At 73.4% G+C, this 17,058-nt stretch carries 14 protein-coding genes; all 14 read left to right on the top strand.

Annotated elements, in window-relative coordinates; genetic code table 11:
* Window positions 1-25 precede the first annotated feature (25 nt).
* The 14 genes from AB0C02_RS18665 (at window position 26) to AB0C02_RS18600 (ending at window position 16,994) form a co-directional block, all read left to right on the top strand.
* Window positions 26-1,006, top strand: coding sequence for a LacI family DNA-binding transcriptional regulator (locus AB0C02_RS18665; RefSeq protein ID WP_357549521.1), 981 nt, complete (start codon window positions 26-28; stop codon window positions 1,004-1,006).
* Between the two features lie 53 nt (window positions 1,007-1,059).
* Window positions 1,060-2,097 (top strand): BMP family ABC transporter substrate-binding protein, encoded by a 1,038-nt coding sequence (locus AB0C02_RS18660; protein ID WP_357549520.1) that lies wholly within the window; start codon window positions 1,060-1,062, stop codon window positions 2,095-2,097.
* Between the two features lie 70 nt (window positions 2,098-2,167).
* A complete protein-coding gene (locus tag AB0C02_RS18655; protein WP_357549518.1) occupies window positions 2,168-3,721 on the top strand; it encodes an ABC transporter ATP-binding protein in 1,554 nt (517 codons plus the stop codon).
* Entirely contained in the window at window positions 3,718-4,836 is a 1,119-nt protein-coding gene (locus AB0C02_RS18650; RefSeq protein WP_357549514.1) for an ABC transporter permease, read from the top strand. The genes AB0C02_RS18655 and AB0C02_RS18650 overlap by 4 nt, the downstream gene beginning before the upstream one ends.
* Entirely contained in the window at window positions 4,833-5,744 is a 912-nt protein-coding gene (locus AB0C02_RS18645; protein WP_357549509.1) for an ABC transporter permease, read from the top strand. Before AB0C02_RS18650 ends, AB0C02_RS18645 begins: the two co-directional genes overlap by 4 nt.
* Window positions 5,741-6,673 (top strand): nucleoside hydrolase, encoded by a 933-nt coding sequence (locus AB0C02_RS18640; RefSeq protein WP_357549505.1) that lies wholly within the window; start codon window positions 5,741-5,743, stop codon window positions 6,671-6,673. Before AB0C02_RS18645 ends, AB0C02_RS18640 begins: the two co-directional genes overlap by 4 nt.
* 53 nt (window positions 6,674-6,726) lie before the next feature.
* Window positions 6,727-7,485 carry a glutamine amidotransferase gene (locus AB0C02_RS18635; RefSeq protein ID WP_357549502.1) on the top strand — a complete coding sequence of 253 codons (759 nt, stop codon included), beginning with the start codon at window positions 6,727-6,729 and terminating at the stop codon, window positions 7,483-7,485.
* Window positions 7,482-8,246 (top strand): alpha/beta fold hydrolase, encoded by a 765-nt coding sequence (locus tag AB0C02_RS18630; RefSeq protein WP_357549498.1) that lies wholly within the window; start codon window positions 7,482-7,484, stop codon window positions 8,244-8,246. The genes AB0C02_RS18635 and AB0C02_RS18630 overlap by 4 nt, the downstream gene beginning before the upstream one ends.
* Window positions 8,243-9,256, top strand: coding sequence for an acetamidase/formamidase family protein (locus AB0C02_RS18625; protein ID WP_357549496.1), 1,014 nt, complete (start codon window positions 8,243-8,245; stop codon window positions 9,254-9,256). The genes AB0C02_RS18630 and AB0C02_RS18625 overlap by 4 nt, the downstream gene beginning before the upstream one ends.
* Window positions 9,253-10,200 (top strand): ribokinase, encoded by a 948-nt coding sequence (gene rbsK, locus AB0C02_RS18620; protein WP_357549493.1) that lies wholly within the window; start codon window positions 9,253-9,255, stop codon window positions 10,198-10,200. Before AB0C02_RS18625 ends, rbsK begins: the two co-directional genes overlap by 4 nt.
* Window positions 10,197-11,693, top strand: coding sequence for an aldehyde dehydrogenase family protein (locus AB0C02_RS18615; protein WP_357549489.1), 1,497 nt, complete (start codon window positions 10,197-10,199; stop codon window positions 11,691-11,693). The genes rbsK and AB0C02_RS18615 overlap by 4 nt, the downstream gene beginning before the upstream one ends.
* Window positions 11,690-12,892: an L-2-hydroxyglutarate oxidase gene (gene lhgO / locus AB0C02_RS18610; protein ID WP_357549486.1), complete on the top strand. Its 1,203-nt coding sequence runs from the start codon at window positions 11,690-11,692 to the stop codon at window positions 12,890-12,892. Before AB0C02_RS18615 ends, lhgO begins: the two co-directional genes overlap by 4 nt.
* A 2-nt stretch (window positions 12,893-12,894) precedes the next feature.
* Window positions 12,895-15,792, top strand: coding sequence for an FAD-linked oxidase C-terminal domain-containing protein (locus AB0C02_RS18605; RefSeq protein ID WP_357549484.1), 2,898 nt, complete (start codon window positions 12,895-12,897; stop codon window positions 15,790-15,792).
* A gap of 203 nt (window positions 15,793-15,995) precedes the next feature.
* Window positions 15,996-16,994 carry a prenyltransferase gene (locus AB0C02_RS18600; protein ID WP_357549483.1) on the top strand — a complete coding sequence of 333 codons (999 nt, stop codon included), beginning with the start codon at window positions 15,996-15,998 and terminating at the stop codon, window positions 16,992-16,994.
* Window positions 16,995-17,058 lie beyond the last annotated feature (64 nt).

Raw genomic sequence — 17,058 nt, 5'->3', positions numbered from 1 at the left:
GGTGCACAAGGAGGTGCAGGGAAAGATGGTTACCATCGGCGACGTCGCGAGAGCGGCGGGTGTGCACCGCTCCACGGTGTCGCGCATCCTTCGCGATCCGAAGGCGTTCCGGGGCGAGACCCGCACTCGGGTGCTGGAGGCAGCCGCCAGCCTCGACTACCGGCCGAGCCGGATCGCCCAGGCACTGAGCGGCGGCGCGTCCCCCCTCGTGCCGCTCGTGGTGCCGGACATCAGCAACCCGTTCTTCGCCCGGGTCGCCCGCGGGGCGGAGGAGATCGCCCGCGCCTCGGGCCTGCACATCGTGGTCTGCAGCACCGGCGGCGACGTCGAGACCGAGGTCGCGTACCTCCAGGCCATGAGCGATCTCGACACGCCGTGCATCCTGTTCACCCCGAGCACCGACACCGTGGCGGAGCAGGTGCTGTCGATCGCGCGGCACACCGCCGTGGTGCTCATCGACCGGTCCCTGCCGGAGACCGACCTGCGCTGCGTCCGGGTGGACCACGCGCAGGCCGCGGCGGCCGGCACCCGGCACCTGCTCACCCGAGGGCACCGCCGCGTCGCGTGCGTCAGCGGCCCGATGTCGGCGTCCTCCGCCCGCGAGCGGGTCGCCGGTTACCAGACGGTCATGGACGAGGTCGGGCTGCCCGCCCAGGTGGTGGAGGGTGACTTCACCATCGCCGGCGGCCGGCACGCCGCCGCGCGGCTCTTCGCCGGGGCCGAGCCGCCGACCGCCGTGCTCGCCGCCAACGACCTCTGTGCCGTCGGCCTGCTGGCCGCGGCGCGCGACGCCGGGCTGAGGGTGCCCGACGACGTGGCCGTGCTGGGCTTCGACGACCTCGACGTCGCGCAGCACGTGAACCCGAGCCTGACCACCCTCCGGCAGCCCTCCGCCGAACTGGGCGGCCAGGCGGCCCGCCTGGCGCTCGCCGCCGCCGGACTCGGCGACAGCTCGGACGTCGTCCTGACCCTCCAGGCCGAACTCGTCGTCCGGGAATCCGCGTGATCCACACCGTTCGCACCACCCCGCACCACCGCTCCTGAAGGAAAGGCGTCAAGATGAAGAACCTCCATGTCCGCCGGCGCTCGCTGGTGGCTCTGGCGGCCGTGGCCGCGACCGCCCTCACGATCTCGGCCTGCTCGTCCGGCGACACGGCCGCCAGCAAGGGCGACGGCACCAACGTCGTCTACGTGATGTCCGACAACCTCGGCGACAAGGGCTTCAACGACTCCGCCAAGGCCGGCTTCGACCGGGCCAAGGCTGAGGGTGCCGGCACGAAGCTGCTGCAGGCGTCGCCGAGCGACCCGCAGCTGTGGCGGCAGAACCTCGAGGCCGTCTCCAACTCCGGCCAGTACGACCTGATCTTCACCGGCCCCGGCATGCACGACAACCTCGCCGCGGTCGCCCCCCAGCACCCCGACCAGAAGTACGTCTTCTTCGACGACGAGCTCCAGGCGCCGAACGTCCTGTCCGTCCGGTACGCCCAGAACGAGGGCTCCTACCTGGCCGGCGTCCTGGCCGCCAACGCCTCGCTGGACCCGAAGACGTTCCCGCTGTCCAAGGGCAACAAGAAGGTGGGCATCGTCGCGGGCCAGGACCTGCCCGGCATCCAGGAGTTCATCGTCGGCTTCAAGCAGGGCGTGGCCTCGGTGGACCCCGGCATCGCCGTCAACATCTCGTTCGTCGGCAACTTCAACGACGCGCAGAAGGCGTACGACCTGACCACCACGCTGTTCAACTCCGGCGCGGACGTCGTCTACAACGTGTCCGGCCCCGCCGGTCTCGGCATCCTGAAGGCCGCCGCCGACACCAACCACTACGCGATCGGCGTGGACTCCGACCAGAACGGCCTGCACCCCAAGAACGTGCTCGCCTCGATGCTCAAGCAGATCGGCAACTCGGTCTACGACTCGGTCAAGAAGTACGAGAACAACGAGATCACGTTCGGCCAGACGGTCGTGTACGGCCTGGACAACGACGGTGTGGCGCTGGTCTACAACGACGCGCTCGTGCCCGACGAGGTGAAGCAGAAGATCGACGCCGCCAAGCAGCAGGTGGTCAGCGGCGACGTCAAGGTCGACTCCGTACTGAAGTAATCACGCCGGTGGCCGCGACGGGCACGCCCGTCGCGGCCACGGCCAGATCGTGCCAAGCGAAGGAAGCCATATGGACGCCTCCACCGCGGGTCACCCGATCCTGCATCTGCAGGGGATCCGCAAGACGTTCGGTAGCAAGGTGGCCATCGAGTCCATCGACCTGGCCGTCGCAGCCGGAGAGGTCCACGCGATCTGCGGCGAGAACGGCGCGGGCAAGTCGACGCTGATGAACATCCTGGCCGGCATCCACCAGCCGGACACCGGGACGATCAGCGTCCGGGGCCAAGCGGTGGACATCGCGGGCCCAGCGGCGGCGGCCCGCCTCGGCATCGGCATGGTGCACCAGCACTTCACCCTGGTGCCCTCGATGACCGTGGCCGAGAACATCTTCCTCGGCCGGCAGCCCCGCCGCTGGGGCGGCCTCGTCGCCGACCGCGCGGCGATGCGGCAGGCGGCCGCGGACCTGATCAACCGGTACGGCTTCGAGCTGCGCCCCGACCAGCGCGTCCGAGACCTGACCGTGGGGCAGCGCCAGCGCGTGGAGATCATCAAGGCGCTCGCCTTCGACGCCGAGATCCTCATCCTGGACGAGCCGACGGCGGTGCTCACCCCCGCCGAGGTCGACGACCTGATGAAGGTCATCGAGGTGCTGCGCGACCGGGGCCGCACCGTCCTGTTCATCACCCACAAGCTGCGCGAGGTCAAGGCGGTGGCCGACCGGGTCAGCGTGATCCGGCACGGCCGCAGCGTCGGCACCCGCGACAACGAGGGGCTCTCCGAGTCGGAGATCGCCGACCTCATGGTGGGCCGCGCCGTCTTCCTCGCCGACCGCAAGCAGGTGCCGCCCCACACCGACCGGGGCGACGACCACCTGACGGTAACGGGCCTGACCAGCGTCAACGCGACCGGGCGGGCGGTGCTGGAGGACATCACCTTCGGCATCCGGCCCGGTGAGGTGCTCGGCATCGCCGGCGTGGAGGGCAACGGGCAGACCGAACTGGCCGAGGCGCTGATCGGCCTGCGCGCCGTAACCTCCGGCCGGGTCACCCTCGCCGGCACGGACGTCACCGGCTGGTCGGCGGGCCGGCGTCGCGGCGCCGGCATGGCGTTCATCCCCGAGGACCGGCTGGACCGGGGCCTGAGCCCGACCATGTCGGTGGCGGAGAACCTCGCCGCGTCGAACTACGGCCGCAGCAAGCTGGTCCGCCGCGGTCTGATCTCCCAGGCGGCGCTGCGCCGCTTCGCCGCCGAGCAGATCCGGCGCTACGACATCCGCGGCGCCGCGCCGGAGACCCCGGTCGGGACGCTCTCCGGCGGCAACATGCAAAAGGTGGTCCTCGCCCGCGAACTCGCCCGGGAACCACAGGTCCTCGTCGTCTCCCAGCCCACCCGCGGGGTGGACATCGGGGCGAGCGAATTCGTTCACCGGCAGATCCTCGCCGCCGCCGAGCGCGGCTGCGCGGTCCTGCTGATCTCGTCGGAGCTCTCCGAGGTGCTCGCGCTCTCCGACCGGATCGGCGTGATGCTGCGCGGGCGCATCGTCGACGTGCTGGACGCCGCCGACGCGACGGAGACCCGGCTGGGCCTGTTGATGAGTGGCGGACGAGCGGAGGTGGCGGCATGAGCACGACAACTGACCTGACGGCGCCGGTCGCGGCCGACGCGTACCAGGAGACCCGTGGCGCCGCCCTGCGCCGGCGGGTACGCGAGACCTGGTCCGCGTCGCGTCGCCCGCTGATCGCGGTGGTCCTCACCCTGGTCGCCGGCTTCCTGCTCGTGGTCGTGGTCTCCGACAACCCGGTCCTCGCCTACCAGCAGCTCCTCCTGGCGAACTTCGCCAGCCCCGCGAACTTCGGCAACCTGCTGATGCGGACCGCGCCACTGCTGCTGATCGCCATCGGGATCGTCTTCTCGTTCCGGGCCGGCATCTTCAATGTCGGCGCGGAAGGACAGCTGTACGTCGGCGCGATCAGCGCCGCCGCGGTGGCCCTGTCGCTACCCACGATGCCGGCCGTGCCGCTGATCCTGATCTCCATGGCCGCCGGCGCGGCGGCCGGGGCCGCGCTGGCCTGGATCCCCGGGCAGCTGAAGGTCCGGCTCAACGTGGACGAGGTCGTCACCACGCTGATGCTCAACTTCCTCGCCATGCTGCTCACCAGCTACCTGGTCAGCAAGCCGCTGCGGGATCCGACCGCGTACGGCGCCACCAGCAAGCCGCTGCCGACGCAGTCCTTCCTGTCGCAGATCCCCGGCCTGCCGACCGCCAACATCGGCTTCCTGATCGCGCTGCTGATGGTGCCGGTGGCCTGGCTGGTGCTGTTCCGTACCCCGTGGGGCGCCGAGCTGCGTGCCTCCGGCAGCAACCTGCGCTTCGCCGAGGCCATCGGCGTACGTGCCAAGAGCCAGATCATCCGCGCGATGCTGGTCTCCGGCGGCCTCGCCGGGCTGGCCGGCGCGATCTACGTCCTGGGCACCGGGCACCGCTTCGAGCAGAACTTCTCCCCGGGCTTCGGACTCATCGCGCTGACCGTGGCCCTGCTGGCCCGGCTGCACCCGGTGGCGGTGCTGCTGACCAGCCTCTTCTACGCGGCCATGCTCAACGGCGCCGCCTACATGCAGATCACCACGGACGTGCCCCGCTCGCTGGTCAGCCTGCTGACGGGTCTGCTCGTCGTCCTGATGACCGTCGAGTTCCGTCGTCGGCACCGCGCCCGGGTGCAGAAGGAGGCCGGGGCATGAACCAGTTCCTGTACGCCGCGCTGCTGTCGACCACCCCGGTGCTGCTGGCGGCGCTGGCGGCGATGTTCACCCAGCAGGCCAACATCCTCAACGTCGCCGTCGAGGGCATGATGCTGACCGCCGCCTTCGTGGCGATCGCGGTCGGGCAGGCCACCGGCAGCGTCGCCGCCGCCCTGCTCGCGGCCCTGCTCGCCGGCCTGCTGATGGCCCTGGTGTTCGGCGTGGTGACGCTGATCCTGCACGCCGACCCGCTGGTCGCCGGTCTCGGCATCAACCTGCTGGCGGCGGGCGTGACGGTGTTCCTGCTCGAGCGGGTCTACCACAACCCCGGCGGCCTGCGGCCGGACAGCTTCCCCGACCTGTGGCGGGTCGAGGCCGGCTGGCTGAAGGCGATCCCGCTGATCGGGCCGGCGCTCAACGGCCAGAGCATCATCGTCTTCCTGGCGATCCTGCTCGTGCCGGTCTCGTCGATCATCCTCTACCGCACGCCGCTCGGCTACGCCCTGCGCGCGGCCGGCGAGGACGAGGCCGCGGCCCGCGCCGCCGGCATCAACGTGCCCCGGGTACGCCTGGTCGCGGTGCTGTTCAGCGGTGTGCTCGGCGGTCTCGCCGGCGCGCAGCTCTCCATGGCCACCCTGCACTTCTTCCTGCCCGACATGACCAGCGGGCGCGGCTTCCTCGGGCTGGCGGCCATGCTGTTCGGCGGGGCCACCCCAGGCGGCGCGGTCGCCGCGTCGGCGCTGTTCGGCGTCGCCGGGGCGGCCGGCGACCGGCTGCAGAGCGGTGCCATTCCCAATCAACTGGTCCTGGCGCTGCCCTACCTCGCCGCGATCGTCGCGCTGAGCCTGTCCAAGGCGGGCGTGCTGCGTCGCGTCCGCATCCGCAAGAAAGTGAAGGCAACCGCGTGAGCACCCCCATCGTCTACGACTGCGACCCCGGCAACGACGACGCCCTGGCCGTCCTCGCGGCCGTCGGTCACCCCGGGCTCGACCTGCTGGCGGTCACCACCGTGGCCGGTCACCTGGTGGCGGAGGGCACCGCTCGCAACGCGGCGATCGCCCTGGCCGCCGCCGGTTCCGCCGTCCCGGTCAGCCGCGGCAGCGAGCTGCCGCTGGTCCGCGACCAGGTGCTCGCCGGGATCCTCGACCTGGAGCAGGGGCTGGACCGGGTCCGGGAGGATCTGCCGGCCGTCGCGCTCGACCCGCGCCACTCCGTCGACCTGATCATCGACACGGTGCGGGCCCGGCCCGGCGCCGTACTGGTCGCCACCGGACCGCTGACCAACGTCGCCACGGCGCTGCGCAAGCACCCGGCCGTCGCCGACGACCTGTCCCGGATCATCACCCTCAGCGGCGCCTGGGGTCTCGGCGGCAAGACCGCCGCCGCGGAGTTCAACGTGTGGTGCGACCCGGAGGCGGCGGCGGTCGTCTACTCGGCCCCGGTGCCGGTCACCGTGCTGCCCACCGAGGCCAGCGGCGGCGTACCCGTCGACGAGGATCTCGTCGCCCGGGTGGCGCAGCTGCCCGGCCCCGCCGCCGCCCTGGCGGTGGAGCTGATGCAGTCGTTGCGCAGCACCCACCGCAGCAACATCCTCGGGCCGACCCCGGTGCCGCTCAACGACCCGTGCGCCGTCCTGTACGCGGCCGACCCCGGGCTCGGTGAGCTGACGCGGGTCCGCGCCGACGTCGAGCTGGCCGGCCGGCACACGTACGGGCGCACCGTCCTCGACCTCGGCGGGCGCAGCCCCGAACCGCCCAACGTCGACGTCGTGCTGCGCCTGGACGCCGCCGCCGTGCAGGACGCGCTGGTCGACAGCCTCCGCCAGCTCGCCGCCTGACCTCATACCGCACCAATTTCCGCGAACCGCGGCTTGCGAAAGGAACCCATACCGTGACCCGCAAATCGGTCCTCATCGCCGGTGAGTCCTGGACCGTCCACAGCATCCACCAGAAGGGCTTCGACAGCTTCACCACCACCGAGTACGCGGAGGGGGTGCGCTGGCTGCGCCAGGCCCTGGAGGACGGCGGCTGGCAGGTCACCTACCAGCCGGCGCACGTGGCGGCCACCGACTTCCCGAGCACGGTGGAGGAGCTGAACGCCTACGACTGCGTGATCATCAGCGACGTGGGCGCCAACAACTTCCTGCTGCACCCGGAGACCTTCACGAAGTCGGTGCCGCGTCCGGACCGCCTCGCCGTGCTGCGCGACTGGGTCCAGGCTGGGGGAGGGGTCATCATGGTCGGTGGCTACCTCACCTTCCAGGGCATCGACGGCAAGGCCCGCTACGCCGGCACCGCCATCGAGGACGCCCTGCCGGTGACCATGCACCCGTACGACGACCGCTCCGAGCGGCCCGCCGGCGTCACCCCGGCAGTGAAGCTCCCGGAGCACCCGGCGATCCGCGGCGTCACCGGCCCCTGGCCGGACCTGCTCGGCTACAACGTGGTGCAGCCCCGGCCGGAGGCCGACGTGGTCGTCGCCGTCGACGCCGACCCGCTGGTGGTGACCTGGGACTACGGCCGGGGACGCGGCCTGGCCTTCACCTCCGACTGCGGCCCCCACTGGGCGCCGCCGGCCTTCACCGACTGGGACGGCTACGCCCCGCTCTGGCAGCAGATGGTGTCCTGGACCGCCGGGGAAGAACGATGACCAGCGCCGTCCCGCTCAACGTCGCCAGCTGGGGCGCGGCGGGCGGGCCGGTCTGCGTGTGCCTGCACGGCATCACCGCCAACTCCAGCTCCTGGACCCGGCTCGGGCCGCGCCTGGCCGAACTGGGCTTCCGGGTGCTGGCCCCCGAGCTGCGGGGGCACGGCGAGAGCCCGAAGACGGCCGACGGGTACGACACCGCCACGCTGCTGGCGGACCTCGCCGCCGTCGTACCGGCAGAGCCGGACGTGCTCATCGGGCACTCGTTCGGCGGCTACCTCGCCCAGGAGGCCGTGCTGCGCGGCGTGTTCCGGCCGGGGGCGCTGATCCTCGAGGACCCGGTCTCGCACCAGCCGGACCAGGAGGTGCCCACGGCGATGCTGGCGTACGACCGGGCGCACCTGCCCCGCGACATCGAGGGGACCATGGCGCTGAACCCGCACTGGACCCGGCTGGACGCCGCCGGCAAGCTGCTCAGCCTCGAACAGGTCGACTGGGACGGGGCCCGCGCGGCGTTCGCCGGCAACGCCCCCTGGGACCTGCGCGACGCCGCCGCCCGGGTCGCCGCCACCGTGCCGACCCGCTGGGTGCTGCCCGGCGAGAGCCGGTTCGTCCCGGCGGCGGACGTCGCGGCGTTGCGCGCGGCGGTCGACGCCGACTCGGTGGTCGTTGTGCCGCACGCCGGGCACAGCATCCACCGCGACGACCTGGACCGCTTCGTCGACGTGGTGACATCGCTGTACGACCCGAGGAGCCGTTCGTGACCCGTATCCACCCGGCGCCGGAGCAGTTCGCCTTCACCGTCGGCGGGCTGCCCCCCATCGCCACCGCCGAGGTCGGCGCGGAGCTCGAGGTGTTCACCGAGGACTGTTTCTCGGGGCGCCTGACCTCGGTCACCGGCCGCCCCCGCGAGGTCGCGCCGTTCCCGCGGGTGAACCCGCTCACCGGGCCGATCGAGCTGCGGGGCGTCCGGCGCGGCGACGTGGTCGCGGTCCACCTGGTCGAGCTCACCCCGGCCCGGGACTGGGGCGTCTCCACCCTGTCGCCCAACTTCGGCGCGCTCTCCGGCACCCGGCTCAGCCCCAACCTGCAGGCGGAGACGTCGGAACACGTGTGGATCTGGTCGGTCGACCCGGCGACGGGCACGGTGCGTACCCGCACGGCGGACGACCGGGAGCTGGCCGTGCCGCTGCGCCCGTTCCACGGGACCGTGGGGGTGGCGCCGGCGCACGGCGAGGTACGCACCAGCGCCGTGCCGGACGCCTACGGCGGCAACCTCGACGTGCCGGCGCTCGCCGCCGGCACCACCCTCTACCTGCGGGCAAACGTGGACGGGGCGATGCTCTACCTCGGCGACGGCCACTTCGCCCAGGGTGACGGCGAGTTCGGCGGCACCGCCGTCGAGGGGGCCATGGTCACCCGACTGCGGACCGCGGTGCTGGCGGAGGAGCACCCGGCGGCCCGGGACGTCGACTGGCCGCGGATGGAGACCGACGACGAGATCATCGCCATCGGCGCCGGTCGGCCGCTGGAGGACGCCGTACGCGTCGCCGTGCACACCCTCGTCCGTTGGGTCAGCCTGAGCTGCGACCTGGCGACGCACGACGCCTACCAGTTGGTCTCCCAGGGCTGCTCGGCCCGCATCGGCAACCTGGTCAACCCCGCGTACACGGTCAGCGTCTCGCTGCCCAAGGCCCTGCTGCCCGGCCGGCCGGTGCTCATGGACGGCACGCACGACCGGCTGCGCGGGCACCGGACGGAGGTGGCGGCATGACCGGGAGCACCCCGGACGTCGTCGTGGTCGGCAGCGTCAACGCCGACCTGCGCATCGAGGTCGACATGCTGCCCCGGCCCGGGGAGACGATCCACGGCGGATCGCCCGCGTGGCTCAGCGGTGGCAAGGGCGCCAACCAGGCGGTGGCTCTAGCCCGGCTCGGCCGATCCGTCGCCCTGGTCGGCGCCGTCGGCTCCGACCGGGCCAGCGCCGACCTTGCCCGACAGCTCGCCGCCGAGGGGGTGAACGTCGACCGGCTGGCCACCGTGGACGGCCCCGCCGGCCAGGCGGTGGTCTTCGTCGACCGGTCCGGCGAGAACTCGATCGTCGTCTCGCCCGGCGCCAACGCGGCCGTCGACGGCGACCTGGTCCGCCGGGCGCACGCGGAGCTGGCCGAGGCGAAGGTGGTCCTGGCGCAGCTGGAGATCCCCGTCGACGCCGTGCTGGCCGCCGCGTCCGTCACCCGCGGCACCTTCGTGCTCAACCCGGCGCCGGCCGCACCGCTGCCACCGGAGCTGCTGCGCCGGGTGGACGTGCTGGTCCCGAACCGGGGCGAGCTGGCCCAGCTGTGCGGCGCCCAGCTGCCGGCCACGGTGGACGAGGTCGCGACGCTGGCCCGAAGGCTGCCCTGCGCCGCGGTGGTGGTGACCCTGGGCGGCGACGGCGCCCTGGTCGTCGACGGCGACACCGTCCGCCATCTCGCACCGCCCGCGGTCACCGCCGTGGACACCACCGGCGCGGGGGACTGCTTCTGCGGCGCCCTCGCCGACGCCCTCGCCGACGGGCGCCCGCTGGTCGACGCCGCCGCGTTCGCCGTGCGGGCGGCGGCGATCAGCGTGACCGCGGCCGGCGCGCAGGCGGCCATGCCCACCCGGGAGCAGGTGCTGGCCCTGACGGCACCGGCCGACCGACACCCCGAGGACAGGATGGGGGTTTCGTCATGACGCGAACCTACGATGACGGGCTCGGCGAGGTCGCGGACGTCGTCGAGCGCGCCCGCCGGGCGGCGCCCGAGTTCGCCGACGCCGGACGCGAGCAGCGCGCCCAGCTGCTGGAGACGATGGCCGCGCACCTGGACCGGTCCCGCGCCGAACTGGTGGCCACCGCCGCGGCGGAGACCGCTCTCGCGCCGGACGTGCTCGACGCGGAGGTGACCCGCACCGCCGACCAGCTGCGGATGTTCGCCGACGTGGTGCGGGAGGGCTCGTACCTGGAGACGACCGTCGACACCGCCCCGGCCGGCGACGTGCTGCGCTGGTTGCGGCCGCTGGGGCCGGTCGGGGTCTTCGGCGCCAGCAACTTTCCCTTCGCGTACGGCGTCGCTGGCGGGGACACCGCCTCGGCGCTCGCCGCCGGGTGTCCCGTCGTGGCCAAGGAGCACCCCTCGCACCCGCGTACCTGCCGGGCCGTGCTGACCGCCCTGCGTACGGCGGCCGTGGCGGCCGGGTTCAGCCCGGACGTGATCGGCATGGTCAGCGGGTTCGAGGCCGGCGGGCAGCTCGTCACGCATCCGGCCGTCACGGCCGTCGGGTTCACCGGATCGGTCGGCGGCGGACGGGCCCTGTTCGACCTGTGCGCCGCGCGCCCCGAGCCGATCCCGTTCTACGGCGAGCTGGGCAGCGTCAACCCGGCTGTCGTGCTGCCGCATGCTGCCCGGACCCCGGAAGCGGTGATCGAGCCGCTCGTCACCTCGATGCTCACCCGTGGCGGTCAGGTCTGCACCAAGGCCGGCCTGATCTTCCTGCCCGACGACGCGGACCAGCTCGCCGAGCGGCTGCGCCAGCGGATGGCGACGGCCCCGCACCCGGTGCTGCTCAACGCGTCGATCACCGCCGCGTACCTGGCCGGCACCGCGAAGCGGGCGGCGCTGGACGGTGTCGAGGTCGGCTGCGGCGACGGCGTCGCGGCCGGCGACGGTGAGCGCGTTCCGGTGCCCCCGGTGCTGCTCGCCACCACCGTGGCGGGCCTGCTCGCCGAGGCCAACGCGGACCTGCTGCAGGAGTGCTTCGGCCCGTACGCGGTCCTGGTGCGCTACCGGTCCGTGGCGGAGCTGCGTACCGCCCTGGCCGCGCTGCCGTCCTCCCTGGTGGCCGGGGTGTACGCCACCGACGACGACCTGCCCGACGCCCGCGACGTGCTGCCCGCGCTGGTCGACCGGGCCGGGCGGGTGGTGTGGAACCAGCCGACCAGCGGGCTGCGGGTGGGCTGGGCGACCCATCACGGCGGCGGCTACCCCGCCTCCACCGCCTCCGGCACCACCAGCGTGGGCGCCACCGCGATCCGGCGCTGGCTGCGCCCGTCGGCGCTGCAGAACTGGCCGGCTGCGCTGCTGCCCGCCGAGCTGCGCGACGCGGTCGGCGGGGACGACCCGGGCCTGCCGGTGCGCCGGGACGGGCGGTTGCACCTGCCGGCGACGGACCAGGAGGCGGTGTCATGACCCACGTCGTCGTCGGGGCGGGCATCGTCGGGTTGGCGGTCGCCCGGGAACTGCTGATCCGTCGCCCCGGTAGTTCCGTCGTCGTGCTCGAGAAGGAACACCAGGTCGGCCTGCACCAGACCGGCCACAACAGCGGCGTCGTGCACGCCGGCGTCTACTACCAGCCGGGGTCGCTGAAGGCGACGCTGTGCCGGCGCGGGGTCGCGCTGCTGCGCGAGTACACCGCCGAGCACGACATCGCCTACCAGGAGCTGGGCAAGGTCATCGTCGCGCGGGACGCGACGGAGAAGGCCCGGCTCGTAGACCTGTTCGCGCGGGCGCAGGCCAACGGCGTGCCCGGCGTACGGCTGCTGGGCCCGGACGGTCTGCGGGAGCGGGAGCCGCACGCGCGGGGCCGGGCCGCCCTGCTCTCGCCGCACACCGCCGTGGTCGACTTCGGTCAGGTCGCCCGCTCCCTCGCCGCCGACGTGGCCCGGCTCGGCGGCGAGGTCCGGCTGGACACCGCCGTCACCGGATTCACCCGGCGCGGCGAGCAGGTGGTGCTCGCGACGACCGGGCAGAGCGTGGTGGCCGAGCAGGTCATCCTCTGCGCCGGGCTGCACGTCGACCGGCTGGCCGCGCTGGCCGGCGGGGACTCCGCGCCGCGGATCCTGCCGTTCCGCGGCGAGTACTACCGGCTGCGGCCGGAACGGTCGTCGCTGGTGCGGGGGCTGATCTACCCGGTACCCGACCCGCGGTACCCGTTCCTCGGCGTCCACCTCACCCGCCGGGTCGACGGCACCGTCGACGTCGGCCCCAACGCCGTGCTCGCCCTGGCCCGCGAGGGCTACCGTCGCCGGGACGTCCGCCTCGGCGACCTGCTCCCGACGCTGGGCTACCCGGGGTTCGCGCGGCTGGCCGCCCGGCACTGGCGCACCGGGGTGCAGGAGATGCTCGGGTCGGTGCTCAAGGGCCGGTTCGTCGCCGCCGCGCGGCACTACGTGCCCGAGCTGACCGCCGCCGACCTGGTCCGCGCCCCGGCCGGTGTCCGCGCCCAGGCCGTGGACCGGCGCGGTGACCTGGTCGACGACTTCCGCATCGAGATCATGGGGCGGATCGTCGCCGTACGCAACGCCCCCTCGCCCGCGGCGACGTCCTCGCTGGCCATCGCCGAGCACGTGGTGGAGCGGGCGCTGTCCGCAGTAACCGAACGGGGGTAGTGATGGGTACGGGTTCGATCGACGCGCCGGCGGCCACCCGCGACCTGGTCGGCGCGCTGCACCGCGCCGGCGTCGCCGAGGTCGACGACTCGCCCCTGCGCCGTTCGCTCTACTCCTCCGACGCGTCGCTGTACCGGATCTCGCCGCAGGTGGTCGTCCTGCCCCGGCACGTCGACGAGGTGCTCGCCGTGCTGGCCGTCGCCACGGAGCACCAGGTCGCGGTGACGATGCGCGGCGCCGGCACCTCGATCGCCGGCAACGCGGTCGGACCCGGCATCGTGGTGGACACCAGCCGGCACCTCGACCGGGTGCTGGAGATCGACCCGGAGACGCGGACCGCGCTGGTCGAACCGGGTGTCGTGCAGTCGAGCCTGCAACGGGCGGCGGCGCCGTACGGCCTGCGGTTCGGCCCCGACCCGTCGACCCACAACCGGGCCACCCTGGGCGGGATGATCGGCAACAACGCCTGCGGGTCCCGGGCCCTGGGGTACGGCCGCACCAGCGACAACGTTCTCGGCCTCGACGTGGTGGCCGGCACCGGCGAGCGCCTGCGCCTCGGCGCGATCGACGGGGCCACCGAGGACTCGCCGCTGCTGACCGACCTGCGGCAGTTGGTCCGGGGAAACCTGGCCACCATCCGGACCGAGCTCGGCCGGTTCGGCCGCCAGGTCTCCGGATACTCCCTCGAGCATCTGCTGCCCGAGCACGGCTTCGACGTGGCCCGCGCGCTCGTCGGCTCCGAGGGCACCCTGGCCCTCACCCTCGCGGCCCGGGTCCGCCTGGTCCAAGACGCCCCCGTCCGCGTCCTGGTGGCGCTCGGTTACCCGTCCATGGCGGAGGCCGCGGACGCGGTGCCGGCCATCCTGCCGTACGCGCCGATCGCCTGTGAGGGCCTGGACGGGCGGATCGTGGACGTCGTCCGCGCGCGTCGGGGTGCCGCCGTGGTGCCCGACCTGCCCCGTGGCGACGGCTGGCTGCTGGTGGAGTTGGCGGGTGACGAGCGGTCCGCGGTGCTGGACGCGGCGCGGCGCCTGGCCGCCGGGGCCGGCGCGCTCGACGCGATGGTGGTCACCGACCCGACCCACGCGGCGGCCCTCTGGCGCATCCGGGAGGACGGGGCCGGGCTGTCCGGCCGTACGCCCGCCGGCGCGCCCGCCCACGCCGGGTGGGAGGACGCCGCCGTACCGCCCGAGAAGCTCGGCGCGTACCTGCGCGAGTTCGAGGCGCTGATGACCGACTACCGGCTGACCGGGCTGCCGTACGGGCACTTCGGCGACGGCTGTGTGCACATCCGCATCGACTTCCCCCTGGACGCCCCCGACGGCACGAAGGTCTTCAAGGACTTCCTCTACGCGGCCGGCGAGCTGGCCGCCCGCCACGGCGGGTCGATGTCCGGTGAGCACGGGGACGGGCGGGCCCGCGGCGAACTGCTGCCGCTGATGTACTCGCCCGACGCGATCACGCTGTTCGAGCGGGTCAAGGCGGTCTTCGACCCGCACGACGTGCTCAACCCGGGCGTCATCGTCCGGCCGGCGCCGCTGGACGCCGACGTGCGGGTCGCCGCCGCGCCGCCGCTGCGCCGCACCGAGCTGCCCGGCCTCGGGCTCGCCTACCGGCACGACCGGGGCGACCTGTCGATGGCCGTGCACCGCTGCACCGGCGTCGGCAAGTGCCGCGCCGACAACACCGGGTCCGGCGGCGTGATGTGCCCGTCGTTCCTGGCCACCCGGGACGAGAAGGACTCCACCCGGGGCCGGGCCCGGGTGCTGCAGGACGTGGTCTCCGGACGGCTCGGCCCGGACGGCTGGCGCTCCGCCGCGCTGCACGACGCGCTGGACCTCTGCCTGTCCTGCAAGGGCTGCTCCGCCGACTGCCCCACCGGGGTGGACATGGCCGCCTACAAGGCCGAGGCGCTGCACCAGCGCTACCGCCGGCGGCTGCGTCCCCGGTCGCACTACGTCCTCGGCTGGCTGCCGCGCTGGGCGCGACTGGCCGGTTGGGTGCCGGCGGTGACCCGCGTGGTCAACGCGATGATGCGTTCGACCGTGCTGCACCCGCTCATCACCTGGTCCGCCGGCGTTGACGCCCGGCGTACGCTGCCGACCTTCGCCACCACGACCTTCCGCCGCTGGTTCGCCCGGCGCGACCGGCCGTCCCCGCCGGGACGCCACGGAGACGTGGTGCTGTTCGTCGACACCTTCACCGACGCCTTCTCACCCGAGGTCGGGCGGGCCGCCGTGGCGGTGCTGGAGCAGGCCGGCTACCGGGTACGCGTGACCGAGAAGCCGGTCTGCTGCGGGTTGACCTGGATCTCCACCGGCCAGCTCGACGGCGCCCGCCGGCAGGTCCGGGCCACCGTCGCCGCGTTGGCCCCGTACGTGCGGGCCGGCGCCACGGTGGTCGGCCTGGAACCATCCTGTACGGCGGTGCTGCGCTCCGACGCCCTCGAACTTCTCGACGGCCCGGACGCCGACGCCGCCGCGCAGGTGGCGGCGGCCACCCGTACGCTGGCCGAACTGCTGGCGACCACCAGCGACTGGACGCCGCCGGACCTGTCCGGGGCCACCGCCGTCGCCCAGCCGCACTGCCACCATCACGCGGTGATGGGCTGGGACGCCGACGCGGCGCTGCTGAAGCGGGCCGGCGTCGAGGTCCAGCGACTCGGCGGCTGCTGCGGCCTCGCCGGCAACTTCGGGGTCGAGCGGGGCCACCACGAGGTGTCGGTCGCCGTCGCGGAGCACGACCTGCTGCCCGCGGTACGCGGCGCGGCGTCCGATGCCGTCGTGCTCGCCGACGGATTCAGCTGCCGCACCCAGCTCGACACGCTCGCCGACCGGTCCGGGGAGCACCTCGCCCAACTGCTCGCCCGCCACCTGCCGCCGGAGCCGCCGAGCCGGTGAGCGCGGTCCCCTCGGTGGACCGCGTGCAGGCGCGTACCCGACACGATCTGTCGTTCCCGCCGCCCGGCGGATAGATTCGGTGACGGTCCGACTACGGGGAGGCGTTGCCGGTGGCTGCGATGCGGGGACCTCGCCTTGTTCCACGACCCCGACCTGCCGTCGCCGGGGCCACCCCCGAGCGTGTCCCTCGTCAGTGGCGGGGGTTGCTCCGCCTGGCCCGGCTCCGCTTCCTGCTCTACAACCTCCTGCCGGTGGGGCTCGCCGTGGCCGTGTCGGTGCATCAGGGCCACCCGATCAACCTCACCTGGTACGCCGTCGCGCAACTGTTCGCGTGGACGGTCCACCTCATGACGCACTTCTGCAACGAGTACTTCGACCTGGAGGCCGACCGGGCGAACGTCTTCTTCACGCCCTGGACCGGGGGCAGCCGGGCGCTGGTGGACGGCATGGTCGCGCCGGTGGTGTCGCTCGGTGCCGGGTTCGTCCTGTTCGGCCTGTCGACGTTGATGGTGGCGGCCATGCCGTCGCTGCCGGCACGCCTGCTGGCCGCCACGGCCGTGGTGCTGGCCTGGTTCTACACCGCGCCACCGGGGCGACTCAACTATCGGGGCGCAGGCGAGCTCACGGTCGCCGCGATCCTCAACGGCCTGTGGCCCGCCGTCGCGGTGGTGCTCCAAGCGGGCACCGTGCCGTGGCTGCTGGTGGCCGTGCTGACGCCCACCGCCGTGCTGCAGGTGGCGCGGATGATGGTGATGAACCTGGGAGACCGCCGATCCGACGCCACGGTCGGCAAGCGCACGCTGCCGGTCATCCTCGGCTACCGGCCGGCGGTGCGGCTGATCATCGCGGCGCAACCGCTCGCGTACGGGATGGTCACCACTTTCGCGCTGCTCGGCTGGGTGCCGTGGCTGGTGTGGGCGGCGATGGCCGCCACCGCGCCCCTGTCGGTCTGGCTCGTCATCCAGCTCCGCCGTGGGGCGATGCGCGACCTCGACCCTGTTCGGATGACACCGGTGGTGTTCTGGGCCTCCAACCACGTCTCCCTGATCGTCGCGGCGGCCATGCTCGGCGTAGTCCTGGATGCGATCCGACGCTCCGCCAGCACCGGCGCGCTGGCCGTGCTCGGCGCGGTCCTCGCCGGCTACGCCCTGCTGTTCGCCCACCGCCTGTGGCTGGCACGCCGCGCATCGGCCACGGTCTGAGCGCAGCCGGCGAGCATCCGACACGTTCCGCTCCCGACCTGACACGACGGCCCGCCTGAGGCAG

It is taken from the genome of Micromonospora sp. NPDC048999 (genome assembly GCF_040649295.1).
Taxonomy (GTDB): domain Bacteria; phylum Actinomycetota; class Actinomycetes; order Mycobacteriales; family Micromonosporaceae; genus Micromonospora.
The sequence above is the reverse complement of the archived record's forward strand: the minus strand, read 5'-3'. Positions and strand labels throughout refer to the sequence as shown.